Origin of the sequence: Methylomonas stagni (assembly GCF_050154735.1) — a bacterium.
GTDB lineage: Bacteria > Pseudomonadota > Gammaproteobacteria > Methylococcales > Methylomonadaceae > Methylomonas > Methylomonas koyamae_A.
The window spans coordinates 900,236-922,365 of the sequence record NZ_CP189557.1 but is presented as its reverse complement, the minus strand read 5'-3'; the positions used below and the strand labels follow the sequence as shown (position 1 = coordinate 922,365).

At 54.6% G+C, this 22,130-nt stretch carries 18 protein-coding genes, 2 tRNA genes and 2 pseudogenes; 1 reads left to right on the top strand and 21 read right to left on the bottom strand.

Going from position 1 to position 22,130, the window contains the following annotated elements; all coding sequences use genetic code 11:
* Window positions 1-14 precede the first annotated feature (14 nt).
* The 21 genes and pseudogenes from ACP4CD_RS04370 to gcvT all read right to left on the bottom strand — a co-directional run bounded on the left by ACP4CD_RS04370 (window position 15) and on the right by gcvT (window position 21,370).
* Complete coding sequence (locus ACP4CD_RS04370) at window positions 15-1,142, bottom strand: sodium ion-translocating decarboxylase subunit beta (RefSeq protein WP_071156663.1); 1,128 nt, start codon at window positions 1,140-1,142, stop codon at window positions 15-17.
* A gap of 38 nt (window positions 1,143-1,180) precedes the next feature.
* Window positions 1,181-3,001 carry a sodium-extruding oxaloacetate decarboxylase subunit alpha gene (gene oadA, locus ACP4CD_RS04365; RefSeq protein WP_071156661.1) on the bottom strand — a complete coding sequence of 607 codons (1,821 nt, stop codon included), beginning with the start codon at window positions 2,999-3,001 and terminating at the stop codon, window positions 1,181-1,183.
* A 55-nt stretch (window positions 3,002-3,056) separates the two neighbouring features.
* A complete protein-coding gene (locus tag ACP4CD_RS04360; RefSeq protein WP_064029716.1) occupies window positions 3,057-3,296 on the bottom strand; it encodes an OadG family protein in 240 nt (79 codons plus the stop codon).
* A gap of 287 nt (window positions 3,297-3,583) precedes the next feature.
* On the bottom strand, window positions 3,584-4,054 hold the full coding sequence (locus ACP4CD_RS04355) for a peroxiredoxin (RefSeq protein WP_231883686.1): 471 nt from the start codon (window positions 4,052-4,054) through the stop codon (window positions 3,584-3,586).
* Window position 4,055: 1 nt separating this feature from the next.
* Entirely contained in the window at window positions 4,056-4,580 is a 525-nt protein-coding gene (locus ACP4CD_RS04350; protein ID WP_071157051.1) for a glycine cleavage system protein R, read from the bottom strand.
* A gap of 83 nt (window positions 4,581-4,663) precedes the next feature.
* Window positions 4,664-5,104, bottom strand: coding sequence for a poly-beta-1,6-N-acetyl-D-glucosamine biosynthesis protein PgaD (gene pgaD, locus ACP4CD_RS04345; protein ID WP_426993713.1), 441 nt, complete (start codon window positions 5,102-5,104; stop codon window positions 4,664-4,666).
* Window positions 5,101-6,296 (bottom strand): annotated as a pseudogene (gene pgaC, locus ACP4CD_RS04340) (poly-beta-1,6-N-acetyl-D-glucosamine synthase). The gene pgaD and the pseudogene pgaC overlap by 4 nt, the downstream one beginning before the upstream one ends.
* 159 nt (window positions 6,297-6,455) lie before the next feature.
* Window positions 6,456-8,369, bottom strand: a complete 1,914-nt coding sequence (gene pgaB / locus ACP4CD_RS04335) for a poly-beta-1,6-N-acetyl-D-glucosamine N-deacetylase PgaB (RefSeq protein ID WP_426993712.1) — start codon at window positions 8,367-8,369, stop codon at window positions 6,456-6,458.
* 477 nt (window positions 8,370-8,846) lie between these two features.
* A pseudogene (locus ACP4CD_RS04330) lies at window positions 8,847-9,290 on the bottom strand (hypothetical protein); the annotation flags it as partial.
* A gap of 308 nt (window positions 9,291-9,598) precedes the next feature.
* Window positions 9,599-9,675: transfer RNA gene (locus tag ACP4CD_RS04325), tRNA-Pro, on the bottom strand.
* A 58-nt stretch (window positions 9,676-9,733) separates the two neighbouring features.
* Window positions 9,734-10,087, bottom strand: a complete 354-nt coding sequence (locus ACP4CD_RS04320; RefSeq protein WP_064029728.1) for a MerR family transcriptional regulator — start codon at window positions 10,085-10,087, stop codon at window positions 9,734-9,736.
* The gene (gene ihfA / locus ACP4CD_RS04315; RefSeq protein ID WP_426993711.1) at window positions 10,071-10,367 is read right to left on the bottom strand and encodes an integration host factor subunit alpha; all 297 of its coding nucleotides are present in this window, start codon (window positions 10,365-10,367) and stop codon (window positions 10,071-10,073) included. Before ihfA ends, ACP4CD_RS04320 begins: the two co-directional genes overlap by 17 nt.
* A 2-nt stretch (window positions 10,368-10,369) precedes the next feature.
* On the bottom strand, window positions 10,370-12,745 hold the full coding sequence (gene pheT, locus ACP4CD_RS04310; protein ID WP_426993710.1) for a phenylalanine--tRNA ligase subunit beta: 2,376 nt from the start codon (window positions 12,743-12,745) through the stop codon (window positions 10,370-10,372).
* A 14-nt stretch (window positions 12,746-12,759) separates the two neighbouring features.
* Window positions 12,760-13,779: a phenylalanine--tRNA ligase subunit alpha gene (gene pheS / locus ACP4CD_RS04305; RefSeq protein ID WP_064029733.1), complete on the bottom strand. Its 1,020-nt coding sequence runs from the start codon at window positions 13,777-13,779 to the stop codon at window positions 12,760-12,762.
* Window positions 13,780-13,905: 126 nt separating this feature from the next.
* Entirely contained in the window at window positions 13,906-14,268 is a 363-nt protein-coding gene (gene rplT / locus ACP4CD_RS04300) for a 50S ribosomal protein L20 (protein WP_064029735.1), read from the bottom strand.
* Window positions 14,269-14,299: 31 nt separating this feature from the next.
* On the bottom strand, window positions 14,300-14,497 hold the full coding sequence (gene rpmI / locus ACP4CD_RS04295) for a 50S ribosomal protein L35 (RefSeq protein WP_054761633.1): 198 nt from the start codon (window positions 14,495-14,497) through the stop codon (window positions 14,300-14,302).
* A gap of 148 nt (window positions 14,498-14,645) precedes the next feature.
* Window positions 14,646-15,170: a translation initiation factor IF-3 gene (gene infC / locus ACP4CD_RS04290; RefSeq protein WP_082885574.1), complete on the bottom strand. Its 525-nt coding sequence runs from the start codon at window positions 15,168-15,170 to the stop codon at window positions 14,646-14,648.
* Window positions 15,171-15,192: 22 nt separating this feature from the next.
* Window positions 15,193-17,100 carry a threonine--tRNA ligase gene (gene thrS / locus ACP4CD_RS04285; protein ID WP_426993709.1) on the bottom strand — a complete coding sequence of 636 codons (1,908 nt, stop codon included), beginning with the start codon at window positions 17,098-17,100 and terminating at the stop codon, window positions 15,193-15,195.
* 48 nt (window positions 17,101-17,148) lie between these two features.
* Window positions 17,149-17,226, bottom strand: a tRNA-Val gene (locus ACP4CD_RS04280).
* A 148-nt stretch (window positions 17,227-17,374) separates the two neighbouring features.
* Window positions 17,375-20,281 carry an aminomethyl-transferring glycine dehydrogenase gene (gene gcvP, locus ACP4CD_RS04275; RefSeq protein ID WP_426993708.1) on the bottom strand — a complete coding sequence of 969 codons (2,907 nt, stop codon included), beginning with the start codon at window positions 20,279-20,281 and terminating at the stop codon, window positions 17,375-17,377.
* Between the two features lie 3 nt (window positions 20,282-20,284).
* Window positions 20,285-21,370 carry a glycine cleavage system aminomethyltransferase GcvT gene (gcvT, locus tag ACP4CD_RS04270; protein ID WP_426993707.1) on the bottom strand — a complete coding sequence of 362 codons (1,086 nt, stop codon included), beginning with the start codon at window positions 21,368-21,370 and terminating at the stop codon, window positions 20,285-20,287.
* A gap of 241 nt (window positions 21,371-21,611) precedes the next feature.
* On the opposite strand from gcvT, the gene bfr reads away from it, so the two are divergent.
* Entirely contained in the window at window positions 21,612-22,079 is a 468-nt protein-coding gene (gene bfr, locus ACP4CD_RS04265) for a bacterioferritin (protein WP_071156611.1), read from the top strand.
* Window positions 22,080-22,130: the final 51 nt, after the last annotated feature.

The following is a 22,130-nucleotide window of genomic DNA, read 5'->3' as shown; positions in this document are numbered from 1 at the left end:
AATTGGTCAGACTATCAACGCACCAAACTCAACAAGACGCCGGCCGCAACCGCCGAGCCGATAACCCCGGCCACGTTCGGCCCCATTGCGTGCATCAGCAAGAAGTTATGTGGGTTGCTTTCCAGACCGATTTTGTTGGCGACCCTGGCCGCCATGGGTACCGCCGAGACGCCGGCGGCGCCGATCAACGGGTTGATCGGGGTACTACTGAAGCGGTTCATGATCTTGGCCATGATGACGCCGCTAGCGGTACCGATCGCGAACGCGATCGCCCCCAAACCCAGGATGCCCAAGGTCTGGACTTTCAAAAAGGCTTCGGCGCTGAGTTTGGATCCGACCGACAAGCCTAAAAAGATCGTGACGATATTAATCAATTCGTTCTGGGCGGTCTTGCTCAAGCGATCGACGACACCCGAGGCATTCATCAGGTTACCGAGACAAAACATTCCGACCAGCGGCGCGGCCGACGGCAGCAAGAAGGCGGTTAACACCAGCAACATCAAAGGGAACACAATTTTTTCGGTCTTGCCGACGTTACGCAATTGCTGCATTTCGATCCGGCGTTCGGCTTCACTGGTCAGCGCACGCATGATCGGCGGTTGAATCAACGGCACCAGCGCCATGTAGGAATAGGCGGCGACCGCGATGGCACCGAGTAATTCCGGCGCCAATTTAGACGCTACGTAAATCGCGGTCGGACCGTCGGCGCCGCCGATAATCGCGATCGCGGCGGCTTCCCGCAAGCTGAATTGCATGCCTGGGACCGCATTCAAAGCCAACGCGCCGAACAATGTGGCGAAGATGCCGAACTGGGCGGCGGCCCCCAAAAACAAGGTTTTCGGATTGGCCAACATCGGGCCGAAATCGGTCATCGCACCGACGCCCATGAAGATCAACAACGGAAACACGCCGGCTTTAATGCCGTAATACATGTAGTACAAGATACCGCCCTCGTCTATCATGCCGGCGGCTGGAATATTGCTCAGTACCGCGCCGAAACCGATAGGCAGCAACAACAGGGGTTCAAACCCTTTTTTAATGGCCAAATACAGCAATAGAAATCCGACCGCCATCATAGCGACCTGCGATCCGGTCGCGTTATAGATGCCGGTGTTTTCCCACAATAGTCTGATATTTTCCATGGAGCTCTTGATTGGTTCGATAAAGGCCTGACGAATATTTACAACGTGACCAGGATGTCGCCGACCGCCACCGAGTCGCCCTGCCTGACGTTGACGGCGCTAACGATGCCGGCCACCTTGGCGCGAATCTCGGTTTCCATTTTCATGGCTTCCATGATCAACACCACGTCGCCTTCCGACAAATGCGAACCGACGTTGACATTAACTCGCAATACCACGCCGGCCAGCGGCGACTCGACCACGCCCTTGCCGCTGACGATGGGCGCGGTAGCCGCCAACATCGGGCCGCTTTCGTCGATGACCAATTTGCTGGCAATCGGCTGTACAACGATCTCGGCCGCGCCGCCGCCCGGAGCGACCACCACGTGGAAATTCTTGCCGTCCACGTTGACGGTGTAACTCTCGGCCAGGCCTTCCGAGCAAACCGGTGCCGGCGCTGCGGCAACGACAGCCGCGGGCTCGGCGCCGGGAGCAGGTTCGAACGCGGCAGGGTTGCCTCGGTTTTGAATGAACTTCCAACCGACTTGAGCAAACAAACCGTCGATCAACGCATCTTCCTCGACATTCTCGGCCAATTTGACGTTATCGGCCGCCGCCTTGGCTTTAACCTCGGCGATCAACTTATCCATTTCCGGCTCCAACAAATCGGCCGGCCGGCACGTGATCGGCTCACCGCCATTCAACACTCTGGCCTGTAATGCCTTATCGACAGGCGCGGGCGTCGCACCGTACTCGCCTTTCAATACCCCGGCGGTTTCCTTGCTGATGGTTTTGTAACGTTCGCCGGACAACACGTTCAACACGGCCTGAGTACCGACAATTTGCGAGGTTGGCGTTACCAAGGGGATGTAACCGAGATCCTTGCGAACCTTGGGAATCTCGAGCAGTACCTCGTCGAAACGATCGGAAGCCCCCTGCTCCTTCAATTGACTTTCCATATTGGTCAGCATGCCACCGGGTACCTGCGAAATCAGGATGCGGCCGTCCACGCCTTTCAAACTGCCTTCGAATTGCGCGTATTTTTTACGGACTTCCCTGAAATAATCGGCGATACGTTCCAGCTTGACCAAATCCAGGCCGGTGTCGCGCTTTTGACCGGCCATCATCGCCACGACGGTTTCAGTGGGACTGTGGCCGTAAGTCATGCTCAGCGACGAGATCGCGGTATCGACGTTATCGACGCCGGCCTCTATCGCCTTGATATAGGTCCCGACACTCAGGCCGGTGGTGGCATGGCATTGCATATGGATAGGAACGGCCACCGCTCGTTTCAGCTTGCTGACCAATTCGTAGGCGTCATAAGGCGTCAACAGACCGGCCATGTCCTTGATACAGATGGAATGGGCCCCCATGTCCTCGATCTGTTTGCCGAGTTCGACCCACTTTTTAATGGTATGTACCGGGCTGGTGGTGTACGAAATCGTGCCTTGGGCGTGAGCGTCGGTATTTAAAACAGCTTTGACGGCACGTTCGATATTGCGCATGTCGTTCATCGCGTCGAATATCCGGAACACATCGATACCGTTTACGACGCAACGCTCGACAAATTTATCGACCACATCGTCGGCATAGTGCCGGTAACCCAAAATATTCTGGCCGCGAAACAACATCTGTTGCGGCGTGTTGGGCATGGCTTTTTTGAGCAAGCGCAAACGCTCCCAAGGATCTTCACCCAAATAGCGCACGCAAGCGTCGAAAGTGGCGCCGCCCCAAGACTCGAGCGACCAGTAGCCGATTTGATCCAACTGCGCGCAGATCGGCAGCATATCCTCGATACGCAACCGAGTTGCCAGAATCGACTGATGGGCGTCTCGCAACACCACCTCGGTGATTCCCAGGGGCTTGATAACCTTTTCCACTCTCTATCTCCTAATGACTTTTTTGGGTCGTATATCGATGCCTTTTGGGCAAGGCTTATGCTTTTCGATGTTTCTTGCGGTATTGATGTACCGCCGCCGCGATGGCGGCAACCACGGCTTTGTCACCGCTTTGAGCGACCGGAGCATCCGGATACTGAGCCGGCAGTTCCGGAAAATAGCGTTGGATAAACGCCGACATTAAGCTGATCGCGACGATCAGCATGGCCAAAAATGCGTAAACCATGCCCATGCCAATCAACATGACTTCAATTCCGGAGGTCAGCATTTCGTTCATGTTTGGTGTCCAAATGATTAATATGTCACGGCATTATCGCCAAAACCACCCGATTAAACAATCTTAAGCGGGCCGCGAGCTAGGACGGGCAATGGAACGAACGCTAGAGCGGGCGCGGCCTAGCGCTCGTAAGAAGTTGAAATCAGGCCGGAAAACCTATCGGGTATCGGGCGTTCCAACTAAGCGGCGGCAGATTGCTTTTTGGGCGGCAATCGCGCGAATTAACCCAACGGGGACTTCCCTAGCGATTCCTTAAACACCTAGGGAGGGCCGGCTCGACCGGGGAATCAGGCCAGACTTTCCAAATAGGCTAAGACTTCCGGGATATGAATTTTAACCTGAACCTTACGCCATTCCTTCAGCAATACCCCGTTTTCGTCGATGACGAAGGTACTACGCTCGATGCCTAATACTTGTTTGCCGTACATGTTCTTGGTCTTGATCACATCGAACAAACGACAAAGCGCCTCGTCCTGGTCGGCCAGCAGATCGAACGGAAATTGTTGCTTGGCTTTAAAGCCTTCGTGTACTTTAACGCTGTCGCGGGAAATCCCGAAGATCACCGCATTCAATTGAGAGAAGCGGTCTATATTATCGCGAAACGCAATACCTTCCTGAGTGCAGCCCGGCGTATTGTCTTTGGGGTAGAAATACAAAACCAGTTTCCTACCCCGGTAGTCGCCGAGACGAATGGTTTTATCGCCGGTGGCGGCAATTTCAAAATCAGGAACAGGGGCGCCAATAGAAAGAGTCATCACGTTACCTTTTGATAGGTTCCAAAATCGCATCGATATTCAAGGTGTCGCAGAAATCCAAAAACTCTTCCCGCAACGACAGAATCCGCACGTCCGGCGGAACCAGCAGAACGAAACGGCTGGACAGAACCGGATTGTTGAAGAATGGCGCTTGATGGCGGCTGGCACTGACTTCCTCGATCGTGATGCCCCGCTCCATCAAAAACGCACTGACCGCGAACAACACATCGTCCTTATCCACTGAAATGGTTTCCAGCGTATAAGGCACGCCCTCAATATCCAATTTGCCGTCCTCGGGCCTCAGATAACTGATTTGCAGGTTGAAACGCAGCTTGACGGCATCCAGCATGCCTTCCAATTTGGCGATATGATTCCAGTTGCCGGATATCAATAAATAGGCGGAACTCAGTTGGGTCAGATTAGCGGTACGCAACTCGATCACCGTGCACTGACAGGCACTCAATGCCGATAAAATTTCCACGATGAAGCCGCTAGCCTTGTTGCCTAGCGCCGAGATTGCAAGCTGCATGGTCATTGATCCTTAAAAACGGGTCTTTACAGTGTAGCATCAAGCCCTGTCCGGACAAAAGCCACCCGCGCCGGCTGGTCGATTCAAGGACCGTTGTTGATCCGGGTAATGACGGCGTGGTCGTCGAAATGCACGGTCAACTTATTACCCGTACGCGCTTTGCTCAACAGCTCGACGTCGACTTTGAAGGCGGTGGCCAACTGCAAGTCAGTCACCGGCGGCGGCCGATGCGGCGGACGATGCGCACGTAGCCAAGCCAGATAGACCGTCCACACCAACCAAAGCAGCGCGATGACCAATATAATTTCGGCATAGAGCTGCATCAGCTCCAACAGGGTTTTGTAGCCGCCGAACCAGCGGATTTCGTCGGACAGACTCTTCAAACCCATCAGCCAGGCCCCAAGCGTGAACAAGGGTGTTAAGAAATATAGCCACAACAGCCAACTCGCGAGCGCCAGCAGCGCCGAACCAAGCTTCTGCCGCACGCTTTGCAGGTGCGGCTGATTGATGATGATATCCTTCATTTGCTCCGCAAACCTCTGTCCAAGGTGACCCAGACCGCTCGTTGGCCGCGCTTCTTACGCAATGCGCTGATGCAGCCGCTGATGGTCGTGCCGACATTGATCAACCAATACACGATCGGATACCAAATCATCCAGTAGTAATGCTGCGCGGACTGGCCGTTCTGGCGCTCATAGCGCGCATCGATCGCCAGACTCACCCCAAATTGGATCAGGCAGGTCACGCACAACAGCATGCTGGTCCAATGCGGCGACAGGTCCTCCAGAGCCTCGGCCGGCTGCTGGGCGGAAACCCATTGCCAAGGCACCCAAGCCAACATTCCCACAACCAAAAACGCCCAGCTCAGACTAATGCAGCATTCCAGGTATAAAGGCCACATACCGCGGCTGCGCCAGTTAAACAGCGAGCGAAAATAGCGCAGCATCACCTCGACGCCGCCTTGCGCCCAGCGGCTACGCTGTTTCCACAAGCCCTTCAAGGTCTCCGGCATCAGCACCCAGCATAAGGCATTCGGCTCGAAGCGTATCATCCAGCCGGCCAGTTGCAACTTCCAACTGATGTCGATGTCCTCGGTCACCATGTCCGGACTCCAATAGCCGACATCGTGCAACGCGGACTTGCGAAAGCCCGCTATCACGCCGGAAATCGTAAAGATATGTCCGTAAGAGCGCTGCGCGCGCTTAATCATGCCGACGATTGCCGAAAATTCGCCGACCTGAATCTTGCCCAGCAGTGTCGAGCGATTACGGATGCGGGGATTGCCGGTCACCGCGCCGACGTTCGGATCTTCCAAAAATGCCTGACGATCCAGGCGGTCGCATTGGGCGCCAATAGCGCATCGCCGTCGATGCCGATCAGGATTTCGCTGTTGGCCAACAAGGCCGCCGTCCGCAAACCCACCGCCTTGCCTTGGTTACTGGCCAGATTCACGACGCGAAGCTTGGAATGTTGATCGGCCAACTCGTGCAGAATTTCCAAGGTATTGTCCTTGCTGCCGTCGTTAATCGCGATAATTTCGAAATTCGGGTATTTCTGGTGCAGTAAGTATTCGATGGTCTCGCGGACATTCTCGCCCTCGTTATAACAAGGGATCAGAATCGACACCGGCGGGTATTCGGCCAAATCCGGAACGTCCGACCAAACGCTACCGCGCTTGCGTTCCCAACGCCAGTAATACAGGATGCCGCCCAGCATCCAGACGTAGGCCATCAGCAACGGATAGTAAAATACGAAGCGCGACAACCATTCGTCGATGTGCTCCCAAGGTAAGTCTTGCAAACGTTCCTGCAACAGCAGTTTCCAGTCAATCAGCTGTTCGAACCACGGTTGAGACATGATGTCATCCATAAGGGCTTATTCCTTCCTGGCGACCGGAAAATACTTCTTCAATTCTTCCAACTTGGGCTGGTCGTGATACAGGTTATCCGGGTAATAGCCGATATGCTTGGCGCCGTTTTTTTTCAGAATCTGAAATTGTTCGCCGAATACCGCCATCGGGACGTCCTGCTGTTTTTTCCAATTCACCGTTTGCAGTTCGAACACCATTTTGTCTAAGCCGCCAGGCACTTGCGCGGTTTTCTGCACCAATTCCGTCAACCATTGCTTGGGATTCTCGGCATCTTCCATGAACGGCATCGCCTCGATCGCCACATAGTCGTAATGCTTCATAAAGGCCGGAAACGATTGGGCATACCACTCCTCGCTATACGGCTTCAACAAAGGCAGCGAATAAAAATTGCGCGCGGTCGAAATATAGGGGCGGTAAAAGCGCACTCGATCGGTCAAATAGTCGGTGAACTGGCCGATCAACTCGGTCTTGTGTTGCGCCCAGCGGAGACGCAGTTCGCTGGAAGCGTGGAGTTTGTCGAATTCGGCCGGCAATCCCCAAACGTCGCGGGCAAACTCCAATGACTGGGGCGACACATCCTCGAAATCGGACAGAATGCCGTCGTCATGAAACAAAATACCGTTGAAATCGCAATGCTTGGCCAAGTCCTCGTAAATTTCGCCGACGAATTGGCGAGCTTCCGGGTTGAACGGCGACAAGCGGGTGTAGACGTGCCGAGATAACTGCGGCTCGCCGTCCCGCCACTCCTTAACATACCACTTCAACGGCACGTCGGCCTTGTAGGCCATGATCGGCATCCAGGCGTAGACCTTGACGCCGGCACGCTTACGCAATTGAAACGCCACGTAATTAAACATATCCCGGCGTACCGGCAGGTGCCGATTCGGGAAATACAATTTATCGGCGTTGCCGTCGCCATCGGGATCGGAATAGGCTTGTAGATAAACAGTATTGGCGCCGCTCTGCGCGATCCGTTCGACCAACGCGCTCAAGTTTTTGGCGGTCTGCTCCTCGTCGTCGTCGTAGATATAGTCCATGTCTACATGCGCGACCCGCAACTCTCTCCCCACGCGTTTCTTGGTGACGATTTCCGCGAATTGTTGAACATTGGGATCGTCGGCCAACATCATCCGTTTCATCGCGTGAACGTTGGCCAGCGTGTTCACCCCGTCGTCCAAGCCCATCGTCAATGACATGCCGGCCATTTTGGCGGCTTCCAGCGCGATAGTGTTGTATTCGCCGTAGGGCCATACCATCACGCGGGGCCGCTGACCCAATACCTGCAACAGTCGCTCCGAACTCTTATTAAGCTCCTGAAACAGGCGTTTTCGATAATCCTCGTCTTTTTCGTACTCTTCGTATTCGCTACTGTAAAGTCTGGACGTGACGGCGCTTTCTTCACTACCTTGCGGATTGGCGACCACGCCATGATGCAGGTCGTAGCTATGCGAAGCGATCTCGACCAAACCGCTGGCCATCACTTCGCGAACCTGGGCCGCGCTCATCAGCGGAATATTGTTGTGCGAGGCTTTTTGATCCAACCACGAACCGACCACCGCCAACGTCGCCGGATACTTGTACTTTTTCAGCAAGGGCAAGGCTCTGGTATAAAAACTCAAATAGCCGTCGTCGAAGGTCAGAATCACCGCCTTGCTGGGCAGCGCCTTCTCACCGTGCTGGGCATCCACTAAATCCTGAATGCTGATGACATGGTAGTTGTTCTTTTTCAGCCAGGCGAAGTGGTCTTCCAGATGGGTTTTGTTGACCGCGATCCTGTCGAACGGCGGCACTCGCTCTTCCTCTTCCAGAATGTCGTGGTAATTCAAAATCAGAAAGCCGGCATTGTCGACATCGGCAGCTCGGCCGACCGCGGAATACAGGCAAAGCGCCAAAAAAATCACGCGAGCAAAAAAACTCATATCCATTTGATAACAAGAGGGAAATGTCAGAATAGCAGAGATTGCCGGCGGCGGGATCGCGCCGGATTTGGACTGCGGATTTTACCTGAAACGCAATTTTTAGCCTGTTTTAATTTAATAACAGAGGTTCCGCAGGTTCCGTCAGACAAAAAGAACATCAAGCTGAAAGTCGAGCTATCAGCCAGTGATCGTCAGAAGCTACTCGATTACTTGGCAGTCATTGGCGAAAACGATCCCAGCATCATCAATGAACTCCTCGGGTAGTGCAGTCAGGATGCGACAACCATGGCAGCGGCGCTAAGCCGTGCGGAATATGTTTTGAACGTAGAACACGAGGTCACAACCGGCTTAGTGCAATGTTCAAGCTGTAAACAATTAGCCGGCGATGCTTGTCAGTTTAGCAATTGGCACCTCGTGACCGATAAGTGGCGACGCTGTAGTGACTTTGCTCCACTACAGAAACCGGAAGCCTCGGGACTGAATGACCGGTTTTTCGTTTTTGTCTGCGATACCCCAATAGTGTTTGTAGCGTTGCCAAACTAGGCCAGGAGGCAGAAAGGCATCCAGTGCAAATTTGGTTTCTATATCGTCGCCGGTATTTGGCACCTTGTTATGGGCGGTAAAAGCGTCTCCGTTGGAGCTGAAAGCGCTGGGCACTTGCAGGATTTCGGCATAGCCCAACGCTTGTTGCAGACCGTGGCTGACGGTGTGGTTGTTGTCTTTGGCTTCGACGACAGCAACCGGCACGCCAGGTTCCCAGTACAGCACATAGTCTGCGAATTTTTTCTTTTTCTTGTTGCGGGAGGAAACGTTGCCGCGAACGACGATGGGGCCGGGGGTTAAAGTTACTTCGCGGCGGATTTGTCGGATGGCGTCCCAGCCGGCGTCGCGGATAGCTGGAGTAATGAAAAGGTCGCAGATGTCGGTTTCGCTGAGGGCCTTCTTTTCGTTTCTATCCGTAAATCAGGAGTCCTATCTAACGATTCGGTTGGCCGAATAGTATAACGTTAGAATCGCTGAACTTAGATATTGCCAGAAAATTTGGTAATCAGGCCGGGATTAGTTTGCAACTAATTTAGATGACCGGGATTTTAACCAAGTCCGGCTAGAGCAAAGAGATTAAGTAGCTTTCCAGTAACGATCAGTCGGCAAGCATTGAAAATTGTTGTACCGAAATGACAATTCTGAAACTTATAGCAACCACATGCTTTATAAGTAGTTGATTTAATTGGTCGGGACGGCGGGATTTGAACCCACGACCACTTGCCCCCCAGACAAGTGCGCTACCAGGCTGCGCTACGCCCCGAAAAGAAATGCTGATGAACTAAATTAGCCGGTTATTGTAGCACGGCTTTGCCGATTGATCACTTCAAAAGTTCTAAAATATCTTCCAGTTCGCTTATCATCTGGTGGATAAGCTGCTTGGTCCTTAGCGTGTCTTCCTTGGCGCTACCGCTGGCCAGATGCGCCCTGGCGCCGCCTATCGTGTAGCCTTGCTCGTACAACAGCGCTCTGATTTGCCGTATCAGTAATACGTCGTGTCGTTGGTAATAACGGCGGTTGCCGCGGCGTTTTACCGGACTGAGTTCGCTAAACTCCTGCTCCCAGTATCGCAATACGTGGGGCTTAACCCCGCATAGTTCGCTAACTTCGCCTATCGTGAAATAGCGCTTCGCCGGTATAACCGGCAACTCGTTGTTATTACTGGGTTCCAGCATAGGCTTCCACTCGGGCTTTCAGTTTCTGTCCGGTTCTGAACGTCACGACCCGGCGTGGAGTAATCGGGATTTCTTCTCCGGTTTTGGGGTTACGGCCCGGTCGGCCGTTTTTGTCTCTCAGCTCGAATTTGCCGAATCCGGAAATTTTCACTTGCTCCCCGGTCTCCAGGCAACGTTTAATTTCTTCGAAAAACAATTCGACAATTTCCTTGGCTTCTCGTTTGTTCAAGCCTAGGTCTTCGAAGAGTCTTTCCGCAATGTCTGCTTTGGTTAATGCCACAATCACTCCCTCAATTTTGCATTCAGATTGGTCGCCAAAGTATCGAGCACCCTGCGAAATATAGCATCAATTTCAGTGTCGGTCAGAGTTTGCTCGAAATCCTGTAATACCACGCTCAAGGCCACGCTTTTGTGACCCTCACTGACGCCTTGCCCTTGGTAGACGTCGAAAATCGCCGCTTCCCGAATAGCCGGTTCCCGACAGTCTAGGACACAACGGACGATATCGCCGGCGGCAACGGCCTGATCGACCACCAATGCTAAATCCCGACGTACCGACGGAAATTTAGACAGCGAGCTGAAACTGGGCACTTGCCGAATCGTTAAAGCATCGAGAGCCAATTCAAATAAAAATACCGGACTATCGAAACCCAACTGCTTTTCCAACAAAGGATGCAACATTCCCAGCCAACCGATACTGTCACCCTCTAAACCAACGATTTCAGCCGACTGACCAGGATGCAGGGCCGAATGTTGAGCACTGCGGAAACCGGCGGCTGACGCACCTAACGCGAGTAGAGCTTCGACATCAGCCTTTACATCGAAGAAATCGACCCTACGGGTCTTCTCAGCCCATTGTTCCGCATGAACGCTACCCAGGGCCAGCCCGGCGAGCATTTTTTGCTGCTGGATCTGACCATCGCGATATACGAAACGCAGGCCGGACTCGAACAAGCGAACTCGACTTTGTTGGCGATGAGTGTTGTAAAGCGCGGCGTTCAACAGACCGCACCAGAGCGTGGTACGCATGACCGCCAGTTCCGACGAAATCGGGTTTTGAATCCGTATAAATTCGGCACCGGGTGCGACGGCGTTTTGCATCGCTTCATCGACAAAGCTGTACGTGATAACTTCCTGATAGCCTCTATCCACCAATGCGTCTTGCAACCGCTCGAGCGTCAAGCGATTTTCCGGCGCTTTGCCCAGTTCGGCGCGCATGCGCAAATTGCTGCTGGGCAGGTTGTTATAACCATGGATGCGGCCGATTTCTTCCAATAGATCCGCTTCGATGGCTATATCGAAACGAAATCCCGGCGGGGTGATTTCCCAACCATCCGCGACTTGCGCAACCGTCATTCCCAAGCCCTGGAATAAGGTTGCGACCGCTTCGTTGGACAACTCGATTCCGAGTATCTTCGCAATTCGGTCGCTACGCAACTTGACCGGACTACGGGCCGGCAGCGCATCTTCGTCGACCGCTTCCGTGATCGGACCAGCGCTACCACCCGCAATCTCAAGTATCAATTGCGTCGCGCGCTCGAGGGCCCGATGTTGCAATCTGAAATCGACGCCGCGTTCGAAACGGTGGGACGAATCGGTATGCAAGCCATATTGCCGAGCCTTGCCGGCTACGCTAATCGGCGTGAAGAATGCGCATTCCAAGAAAATATCGCAAGTTTGGTCCGATACCGCGCTGTCCTTGCCGCCCATCACACCGGCCAACGCCAGGGATTGGCGTTGATCAGTAATAACCAGACTGCCGTCGTCCAACACGATGGTTTGGTCGTTTAACAGCGCTAGCGATTCGCCCGCGTTAGCGCGCCGAACGACAACGGGCGCGGCCAGCTTAGCCGCATCGAACGCATGCAAGGGCTGACCCAATTCCAGAAGCACGTAATTGGTGACATCGACGACCGCACTCAAGCCGCGGACGCCGCTACGACGCAAGCGTTCCAGCATCCAGAGCGGGGTTTTGGCACCCCGAGCGATCCCTTTAATCAAGCGCCCCAAATAAACCGGGCAAGCTTCCGGCGCTTCAACCTGAACTTCCAGCACGTCCGAGTGACCGATTTCGGCGGCGGCGGGTTCGGTTGGCGTAAACGCCTGCTTGTTCAATACCGCCATTTCCCTGGCAACGCCAACCGCACTAAGGCAATCGGCTCGATTAGGCGTCAATCCCAACTCGATAATATTGTCGTTCAACAACAGATATTCGCGAATATCGACGCCTACCGGCGCGTCGCTTTGCAACTCCATCAAACCGTCGGAAGTCGCCGCAAGGCCGAGTTCTTTTTCCGAACACAGCATGCCGAACGATAATTCACCGCGTAACTTGGATTCCTTGATTTTGAAGTCGCCGGGCAAGATCGCGCCAATCAGAGCGGCCGGCACCTTCAAACCAGGCCGGACATTGCTGGCACCGCAAACGATTTGCAGAGGCTCGGCTTGGCCGACATTGACTCGACAGACTCTTAACTTATCGGCGTTGGGGTGCTGCTCGGTCGACAGCACTTCCGCGACGACGACGCCGCTGAATTCCGCCGCGACCGGCGTGACCGCATCGACTTCCAAGCCGGCCATCGTCAGTTGAGCAACCAAGGCGGCGGTATCGATCGGCGGGTTAACCAGCTCCCTCAACCAGGCTTCGCTAACTTGCATGATTCAATCCACCGTTACCTAAACTGTTGCAAAAATTTCAAGTCGTTTTCGAAGAACATCCGCAGGTCGTTGATACCGTAACGCATCATTGCCAAGCGCTCAACACCGGTTCCGAAGGCGAAACCCGAGTATTGCTCGGGATCGATACCGACCGACTTGAAGACTTCCGGATGGATCATCCCGCATCCGCCAACTTCCAGCCAACCTGTCTGTTTACAGACGCGACAGCCCTGGCCGTCGCACATGACGCATGAAACGTCGAACTCCGCCGACGGCTCGGTGAACGGGAAATAAGACGGCCGAAACCTGACGTCGACTTCCTTCTCAAAAAAAGCCCGCAGGAATTCGAATATGACGCCCTTCAGGTCGCCGAAGCTGACGTCGGTATCGACCAGAAAGCCCTCAACCTGATGAAACATCGGCGAATGGGTCATATCGGAATCGCAACGGTAGACGCGGCCGGGCGCAATGACTTTCAGCGGCGGCTTCTCCGATTCCATGACCCGAATTTGTACCGGCGACGTATGGGTGCGCAGCACGGTATGCGCATCGAAATAAAAGGTATCGTGCATCGCCCTGGCCGGGTGATGCTCGGGTATGTTGAGCGCGCCGAAATTGTGGTAATCGTCTTCGATTTCCGGACCTTCGGCGATCGTAAAACCGGCGTCCGCGAAGATCTTGGCGATGCGTCGCTGGGTGACGGTTACCGGATGCAGTCCGGCGCTGGATTGCCCTCTACCGGGCAACGTGACGTCGATTCGCCCCGCAGCCAAACGAGCCTCGAGTTCGGCATTCTCCAGCAACTGCCTACGCGTTTCGAGCGCGTCCTGAAAGGCGGTTTTGGCATTATTGATAACTTGACCGACACTCCGTCTCTGCTCGGGGTCCAAACCGCCCAGGGCCTTCATGCGCTCCGTAAACAGGCCTTTTTTGCCCAAATAATGAACCCTGATCTGATCCAGCTGTTCCAGATCTTGTGCATTGGCAAGCGCTTGTAATGCCTGCGTAATAATATCTTCGATACCAGCCGACACGACTCAGCTCACTATAGTCTGACATTGAGGGGGTAACCGCTCCCTTTAGCGGATTCCCGGGAGCCCTCCCCGCCTTGGCGGAGAGGTAGCGACCGCGAGTCGTCCGCGCGGACGACTCGGATTTTGTTACGGTTTGCTTTGGTTGGCGATAGCGACTTTGGCTATCTCGCCAAACGCTTCGATGTCGCGCACGGCCAAATCGGCCAGGACTTTGCGATCGATGGCAACATTGGCTTTGTTCAAACCGTTGATCAAGCGACTGTAGGATATGCCGAACTGACGCGCGGCAGCGTTGATACGCACGATCCACAGAGCGCGGAATTGGCGTTTTTTAGCCTTACGGTCGCGGTAAGCGTACTGGCCGGCCTTAATGACCGCTTGCTTGGCGACGCGATAGACTCGGCTGCGGGCGCCATAATAGCCTTTAGCCAATTTCAGGATTTTTTTGTGTCTTGCTCTAGCGGTGACACCGCGTTTAACTCTAGCCATGTTTTAACTCTCTCTGCAAATGACGAATCGATCAACTATAAGGCAGCATGCGTGCTACCAATGGCGTATCCGATGGATGCAGGATGGCTGTTTTACGCAATTGTCTTTTACGTTTGGTGGTTTTTTTGGTCAGGATATGACGCTTATGCGATTGCTTGCATTTGAAACCGCCGGTGCCGGTTTTCTTGAAGCGCTTACCCGCGCCACTGTGGCTTTTCAGTTTTGGCATTTGTTTTCTCCAGTGAGTCAAAGTAATAATCCCTGAGAAAAAACCCAGTGAGGCAAAATGCTTGGCCCCATTGAATTTTTGGGCAAAACGCCCTTAAGACCGCACCATCCCGCGCGGACTACCGTTTATCGAAACGGCGAAATCTTAATTATTTCTTTCTTTTCGGGGCCATAACCATGACCATCTGCCGACCTTCCAACTTGGGGAATTGCTCGACGGAGGCCAGCTCTTCCAGGTCGGTTTCGATACGCTTCAACAAGTCCATACCCAACTCACGGTGAGTCAGTTCACGACCTTTAAAACGCACGGTAATCTTGGTTTTATCGCCCTCGTTGAGGAATTTGACCAAACTCCGAATCTTGACCTGGTAATCACCTTCTTCGGTGCCCGGTCGGAACTTGATTTCCTTAATCTGGATTTGCTTTTGTTTCTTCTTGGCAGCTTGCAGTTTTTTGTTCTGCTCAAACTGATACTTGCCAAAATCCATGATTTTACAAACGGGAGGATCGGCATTCGGCGAAATCTCGACAAGATCCAGATTTGCGTCGTAAGCAAGCTGTAAAGCTTCGTTTATTGAGACTACACCGACTTGTTCACCTTCTGCGCCTATCACCCGAACCCGTCTAGCGGTTATATCGGTGTTTAAGCGTGTTGCATCTTTTTTAGAGCTGATACCCTAATCCTCCACGTTGTTATTATTTCCTGTCGGCAATCTCATGTTTCAAGCGTTCAACCAACTCCGAAACCGCCAGACTTCCCAGATCGTCACCTTGCTGCGTACGCACCGCGACGGTCCTATTCTCCATCTCTTTGTCACCGATTACCAGTAAATACGGTACACGCTGCATGGAATGCTCGCGGATTTTAAAGCCTATCTTCTCGTTTCTCAAGTCAATTTTAACTCTAAGACCTTGTTTTTCCAGCTCCAGACGCACCTGTTCGGCGTAATCGGCCTGTTTGTCGGTAATATTCATCACGACGACCTGGACGGGCGCCAGCCACAACGGAAAATTTCCGGCGTATTGCTCGATCAGAATACCGATGAAACGCTCAAGCGAGCCCAACACCGCTCTGTGCAGCATCACCGGCACATGGCGAGCGCTGTCTTCGCCGATATAACTGGCATCCAAGCGGGCCGGCATCGAAAAATCCACCTGTATCGTGCCGCACTGCCAAACCCGGCCAATGCAATCTTTTAATGAAAATTCGATCTTCGGACCGTAAAAAGCCCCTTCCCCAGGTTGCAATTGCCAGTCCAGGCCTTTGTTGTTCAAGGCCAACTCAAGAGCGCCTTCCGCCTTATCCCAAACCGCGTCATCGCCGACGCGATTTTCGGGACGGGTGGATAATTTGATGATCACCTCGTCGAAGCCAAAGTCCTGATAAACCTCAAACAACAGGTCGATAAAAGTGGAAACTTCGGATTGAATCTGGTCTTCGGTACAGAAGATGTGCGCGTCGTCCTGAACGAAATTGCGCACCCGCATCAAGCCGTGCAGCGTGCCAGAAGGTTCGTTGCGATGACAGGAACCGAATTCGGCCAAGCGGACCGGCAAATCGCGATAGCTCTTGATGCCTTGGTTGTAAATCTGGATGTGGCACGGACAGTTCATCGGCTTGACCGCGTAATCGCGATTTTCCGAATTGGTCGTGAACATCATCGCACTGAATTTATCCCAGTGACCCGACCTTTCCCACAAGCTGCGATCGACGATCTGCGGAGTCTTGACTTCGCCGTAGCCGTTCAATCGCAATTTTTCGCGAATGTATTGCTCGATCTGTTGATAGATGGTCCAACCTTTGTCGTGCCAGAATACCATGCCCGGCGCTTCTTCCTGGGTATGAAACAAATCCAGGACCTTGCCGATTTTACGGTGATCGCGCTTTTCGGCCTCTTCCAGCCGATGCAGATACGCCGCCAATTCCTTGGCATCGCCCCAGGCGGTACCGTAGATGCGTTGCAGCATTTCGTTTTTGGAGTCGCCGCGCCAATAGGCGCCAGCGATCTTCATTAATTTGAACGCCTTTAGTTTGCCGGTGCTCGGCACATGCGGGCCGCGGCACAAATCGGTGAAATCGCCTTGCTTATAAAGCGACAGATCTTCGTTGGCCGGAATCGAAGCAATGATTTCCGCCTTGTATTTTTCGCCCAGACCCTCGAAAAAGCTAACCGCCTCGTCGCGCGACAACACCGACCGGCTAACCGCTATATCTTGCGAAGCCAGTTCTTGCATGCGCTTCTCGATAGCCGCCAAATCGTCGGGCGTAAACGAGCGTTCGAAAGCAAAATCGTAGTAAAAGCCGTTTTCGACGACCGGACCGATCGTGACTTGCGCTGAAGGAAATAACTGCTTAACGGCTTGAGCCAGCAAATGCGCGGTCGAATGGCGAATCACTTCAACGCCTTCATCGTCCTTGGCGGTAACAATTTGCAGAGTGGCATCGGTTTCAATCAACGTGGACGCATCGACTAATCGGCCATTGACCTTGCCCGCCAGGGTGGCTTTTGCCAAACCCGCGCCAATGGACGTGGCGACATCCATTACGGTAACCGCTTGGTCGAATTGGCGTTGAGAACCGTCTGGAAGTGTAATTACCGGCATTTTTCGATCCCACAATAAAAAAAGCACCGTCATGCGGTGCTTTATATTTGGTAGGCGCGAGTGGACTCGAACCACCGACCCCCACCATGTCAAGGTGGTGCTCTAACCAAACTGAGCTACGCGCCTAAAGTCTGTCATTCGATTTGGCCATTATAACGATGTTTTTTTTGTTGCAAGCTTTTTCCACTGACTTCCCTGTCGCGCTCCGCTCACTTGCGCGGTTTTCGAAGAGAATTGGCGCGCCGAAGCTAAAAATACCGAGTCGCTGCAAGCATCAAACCGCGCCTGAATCCGCTTCCGTCCAATCCAAAGGACAGCTACAGAACACGTGGCGATCACCGTAGACATTGTCTATGCGGCCGACCGGCGGCCAATACTTGTCGTCGTGCTGGTGGCTATCCGGAAACAGTGCTTGTTGCCGCGAATACGGCAAGTTCCATTCCTGCAGCAACAGCCTATGCGTATGTGGCGCGTTATGCAAAAGATTGTTGTCGATAGCCGCGCGCCCTGCTTCGATCTCGCGGATTTCATACCGAATCGCGATCATCGCATCGCAAAAGCGGTCGATTTCGGCCTGATTTTCGCTTTCGGTTGGCTCGATCATTAAAGTATCGGCGACCGGGAACGCCACGGTCGGCGCGTGAAAGCCGTAGTCGATCAAGCGCTTGGCGATATCCTCGACGCTGACGTTGGCGGTTTTCTTAAACTCATGGCAATCGATGATGCACTCGTGAGCCACCCAGCCGTTCGCATCGGTGTACAAAATCGGATAGTGCGGCGCCAACCGGCGCGCGACGTAATTGGCGTTCAATAGCGCGGTCAGCGTGGCCCGTTTCAGACCGGCCGCGCCCATCATCGCGATGTAAGCCCAGGAGATGGTCAATATGCTGGCCGAGCCCCACGGCGCCGCCGACACCGTGCCGACTGTGCCATGTTCGCCCTTCAGCGGATTGACGCCCTCCACTACCGGATGATCCGGCAGAAATGGCGCCAGATGCTCGCGCACGCCGATAGGCCCGACGCCCGGGCCGCCGCCACCGTGCGGAATGCAGAAGGTCTTGTGCAGATTCAAATGCATTAGGTCGGCGCCGATCGCGCCCGGCCGGCACAATCCAACCAACGCGTTGAAGTTGGCGCCGTCCATATACACCTGGCCGCCAGCTTGATGCACCAGTTCGCAGATTTGCCGGAACGCCTGTTCGTAAACGCCGTGGGTTGAGGGATAGGTAATCATCAAGGCCGCGACGTGATCGCCATGTTCGGCCAATTTCGCGCGCAAATCGTCGACGCTGACGTTGCCGTGGTCGTCGCAAGCCACGACGACGACTTGCAATCCGGCCAGCGCCGCGCTCGCCGGGTTGGTGCCGTGCGCGGACGCCGGAATCAAGCACACCGTACGCTGGCTTTGGCCGTTGACGTCGTGGAATTTGCGGATCACCAGCAAGCCGGTATATTCGCCCTGCGAACCGGCGTTCGGTTGAAACGAAAAGGCTTGGAAGCCGGTCAGGTCGCACAGCATGTCTTCCAATTCGGCGAACAATTGCTGATAGCCCTGGGCTTGATACAGCGGTACGAAGGGGTGCATCGCGTTGAATTCGTAAAACGAGATCGCCTGCATCTCGGTCGCCGCGTTCAACTTCATCGTACACGAACCGAGCGGAATCATAGACCTATCCAACGCGATGTCGCGCCGCGCCAGCCGGCGCATGTAGCGCATCATCTCGGTTTCGGAGTGGTACAGGCTGAACACCGGATGCTGCAAAATCGCGTCGCCGCGCAACAGGTTTTCCGGAATGCATTCGCTCAATCGACCATCCAGGCCGTTGATGTCCGGCAAATCGGCGACCGGCGACACGAACACCTGCCACAGCGCCCGCAGATGATCCCGAGTCGTGGTTTCGTCCAGCGAAATTCCGACGTGATCGGCGTCGATCACCCGCAGATTGATGCCGGCTTCCTCGGCTTGGGCGGCAATGCGTTTGGCTCGGTTGGGCAAGCGGACGACAATCGTATCGAAATAACAAAGGCTAACCACCTGATGCCCGCTTTCGACGATGCCGGCGGCCAGAATTTGCGCGTAGCGATGCACCCGACCGGCAATCAAACGCAAGCCAGCCGCACCGTGGTAAACCGCGTAAAAACCGGCGATCACAGCCAGCAATACTTGAGAAGTACAAATGTTGCTGGTCGCCTTATCGCGGCGAATGTGCTGCTCGCGAGTCTGCAAGGCCATGCGCAGGGCCATCTGGCCGTGCACGTCCCTGGACACGCCGATGATCCGGCCCGGCACCGAACGCTTGAACTCGTCGCGGGTGGCGAAATAAGCCGCGTGCGGACCGCCGTAACCCATAGGCACGCCGAAGCGCTGCGCGCTGCCGACCGCGATATCGGCATCGAACGCCGCCGGCGGCTTCAGCAACACCAAGCTCAGCAAGTCGGCGGCCACCGTCGCCAGCGCTTGCTTTTGGTGGGCGATGGCAATGGGGGCAGTCAAATCATGAATCTCGCCGCTACAGCCCGGATATTGCAGAATCAGCGCGAAAAACTCATGTTGTTCCAAAGCGTCGAACGGGTCGGTCACCAGCACGCGATAACCCAACGAACTGGCCCTAGTTTGCACGACGGCGATCGTTTGCGGATGGCAATCGCGGTCCACGACCACCAGATTCGACGAGCTCTTCGCCAGCCGCCGCGACATCGTCATCGCTTCGGCGACCGCAGTGGCTTCGTCCAGCAGCGAAGCGTTCGCCAGTTCCATGCCGGTCAGATCGATGATCATCTGCTGGAAATTCAACAGCGCCTCCAACCGGCCCTGGCTCACTTCGGCCTGGTACGGTGTATAGGCCGTGTACCAACCGGGGTTCTCCAACACATTGCGCTTGATGACCGACGGCAGGATAGTGTCGTAATAGCCCATACCGATCATCGAAGTCAGCACCTGATTGCGCTCGCGCATTCGCCGCAGATATTTGATGACCGCCCGTTCGCTGATGGTGTCGGTCAGCTTGAGCGGTTCGCGGTTCAGAATATCGGTCGGCACGATCTTGTCGATCAGCTCTTCCAGATTTTCCAGGCCCAACTCGGCCAGCATGGCCTGAGTCTGCCGGCTGTCCGGGCCAATATGGCGCTGGATGAAATTGCCGCGCATTTCCAATTGATCGAGACGTAGACGTTCCGACATAGCCTATCTCCGATAACGGTGAGGAACAAAGGGCAGCCGGCAAACGCTGGCCTGAACGGTTTGGTCCCGGACTTCGGCAAGCAATTCGGTACCGACTCGGCTGTAGGCCGCTTCGACCAAGGCCATCGCGATCGGCCGGCCTAGCGTTGGCGAATAGCCGCCGCTGGTGACAACGCCAACCGGCCGCTCGCCGGCAAACAGCTTGGCACCATCGCGCACCGGCATTTTGCCGGTTATGCTCAATCCGACCCTTCGCCGGCGCGGTCCGTGTTGCAACTGCGGCAGAATGATCGAACTGCCTGGAAAATCTTGATGACCTTGTTTAAATACCCACGACAACCCGGCATCGACCGGGCTAATATCGGCACTCAGCTCGTGGCCGTACAGACATAAACCGGCTTCCAAACGCAGGGTATCGCGGGCGCCCAAGCCTATCGGCGCCACGCCATCCTGTTCCAGCAACAAAACCGCTAGCCGCTCGACATCGTCAACATGCACCGACAGCTCGAATCCATCCTCGCCGGTGTAACCGCTACGACTAATGTGGCAGGCAATCCCGGCGATGTCGTCGTCGCAAACCTGCATGAATTTCAAGGCCGCGGCACTTGGCGAAAGCTTTTCGAGAATAGTCGCGGCCGACGGTCCTTGTAATGCCAACAGAGCCAACTCCGACTGTTCGACGAATTCGCAAGAAGCGGGCAAAACGGATTGCAGATAGGCAAAATCGCCGGCTTTGCAGCCGGCATTGACGACAATCGATACCCCGGACGGAATCCGGGTGACGATGATGTCGTCGATCACGCCGCCGTCGGGGTGGGTTAACACCGAGTATTTCTGCGCGCCGATCGTAAGTTCGGTCATGCCGCCCGGCGTCAATTGATCCAGTGCTTCGGCGGCATGCTTGCCCAGCACCAGACACTGACCCATGTGCGAAATATCGAACAATCCGGCCTGCTCTCGACAATGCCGATGCTCGCGCAGAATGCCGTTTCGGTATTGCACCGGCATCCGATAACCGGCAAAGGCGGTCATTTTCGCGCCTAGCCGGCCATGCAAATCGTAAAGTGGTGTGGTCTTTAACTCGGACATATCTCCCCTCCTGGACGACGCCGATCGAAGCCAGCCCAAGCTTACCGTGAACGGCGCCAATCGCCAATCCGTGGGGCCAAGGTGAGAACCTTCATTAACAGGAATCGCTACCGCGAATGCGGTGGACATCCTGAGTATAGTCAGAAAGCCGGAAAAGCCCGAGCCACCGCCCGGAACACCACCGGACCAAAGGGTTTTGTATTACCATAGTCCCCAGACAATTCAACACGGGAGAGCGGATATGCAAGGCGACAAACAAGTCATCGACTACCTCAACGAACTGCTGGCGGGCGAGCTAACGGCGATAGACCAATACTTCGTGCATTCCCGAATGTATCAGAACTGGGGATTACACAAACTGTACGAGCGCATCGCCCACGAAGTACAGGACGAAACCAACCATGCCGACGCGCTAATCAAGCGGATTCTGTTCCTGGAAGGGACGCCGAATCTGTCCAAACGCGACCCGCTGTTGGTCGGCGCGACGGTGCCGGAGATGCTGAAAAACGATCTGGCGGTGGAAATCTCGGTAGTCGGCGCGTTGCGCAAAGTCATCGCCTACTGCGAAAGCGTGCGAGATTACCAAACCCGCGAAATCCTGGAAGTGATGCTGGACGACACTGAAGAAGACCACGCCCATTGGCTGGAACAGCAATTGGGTCTGATCCAAATAGTCGGCCTGGAAAATTATCTGCAATCGCAGATGTAATTTCGCTTGGGGACGAAGTCAAGGTCGGCGGCGTCGAGCATGTCGTGGTGC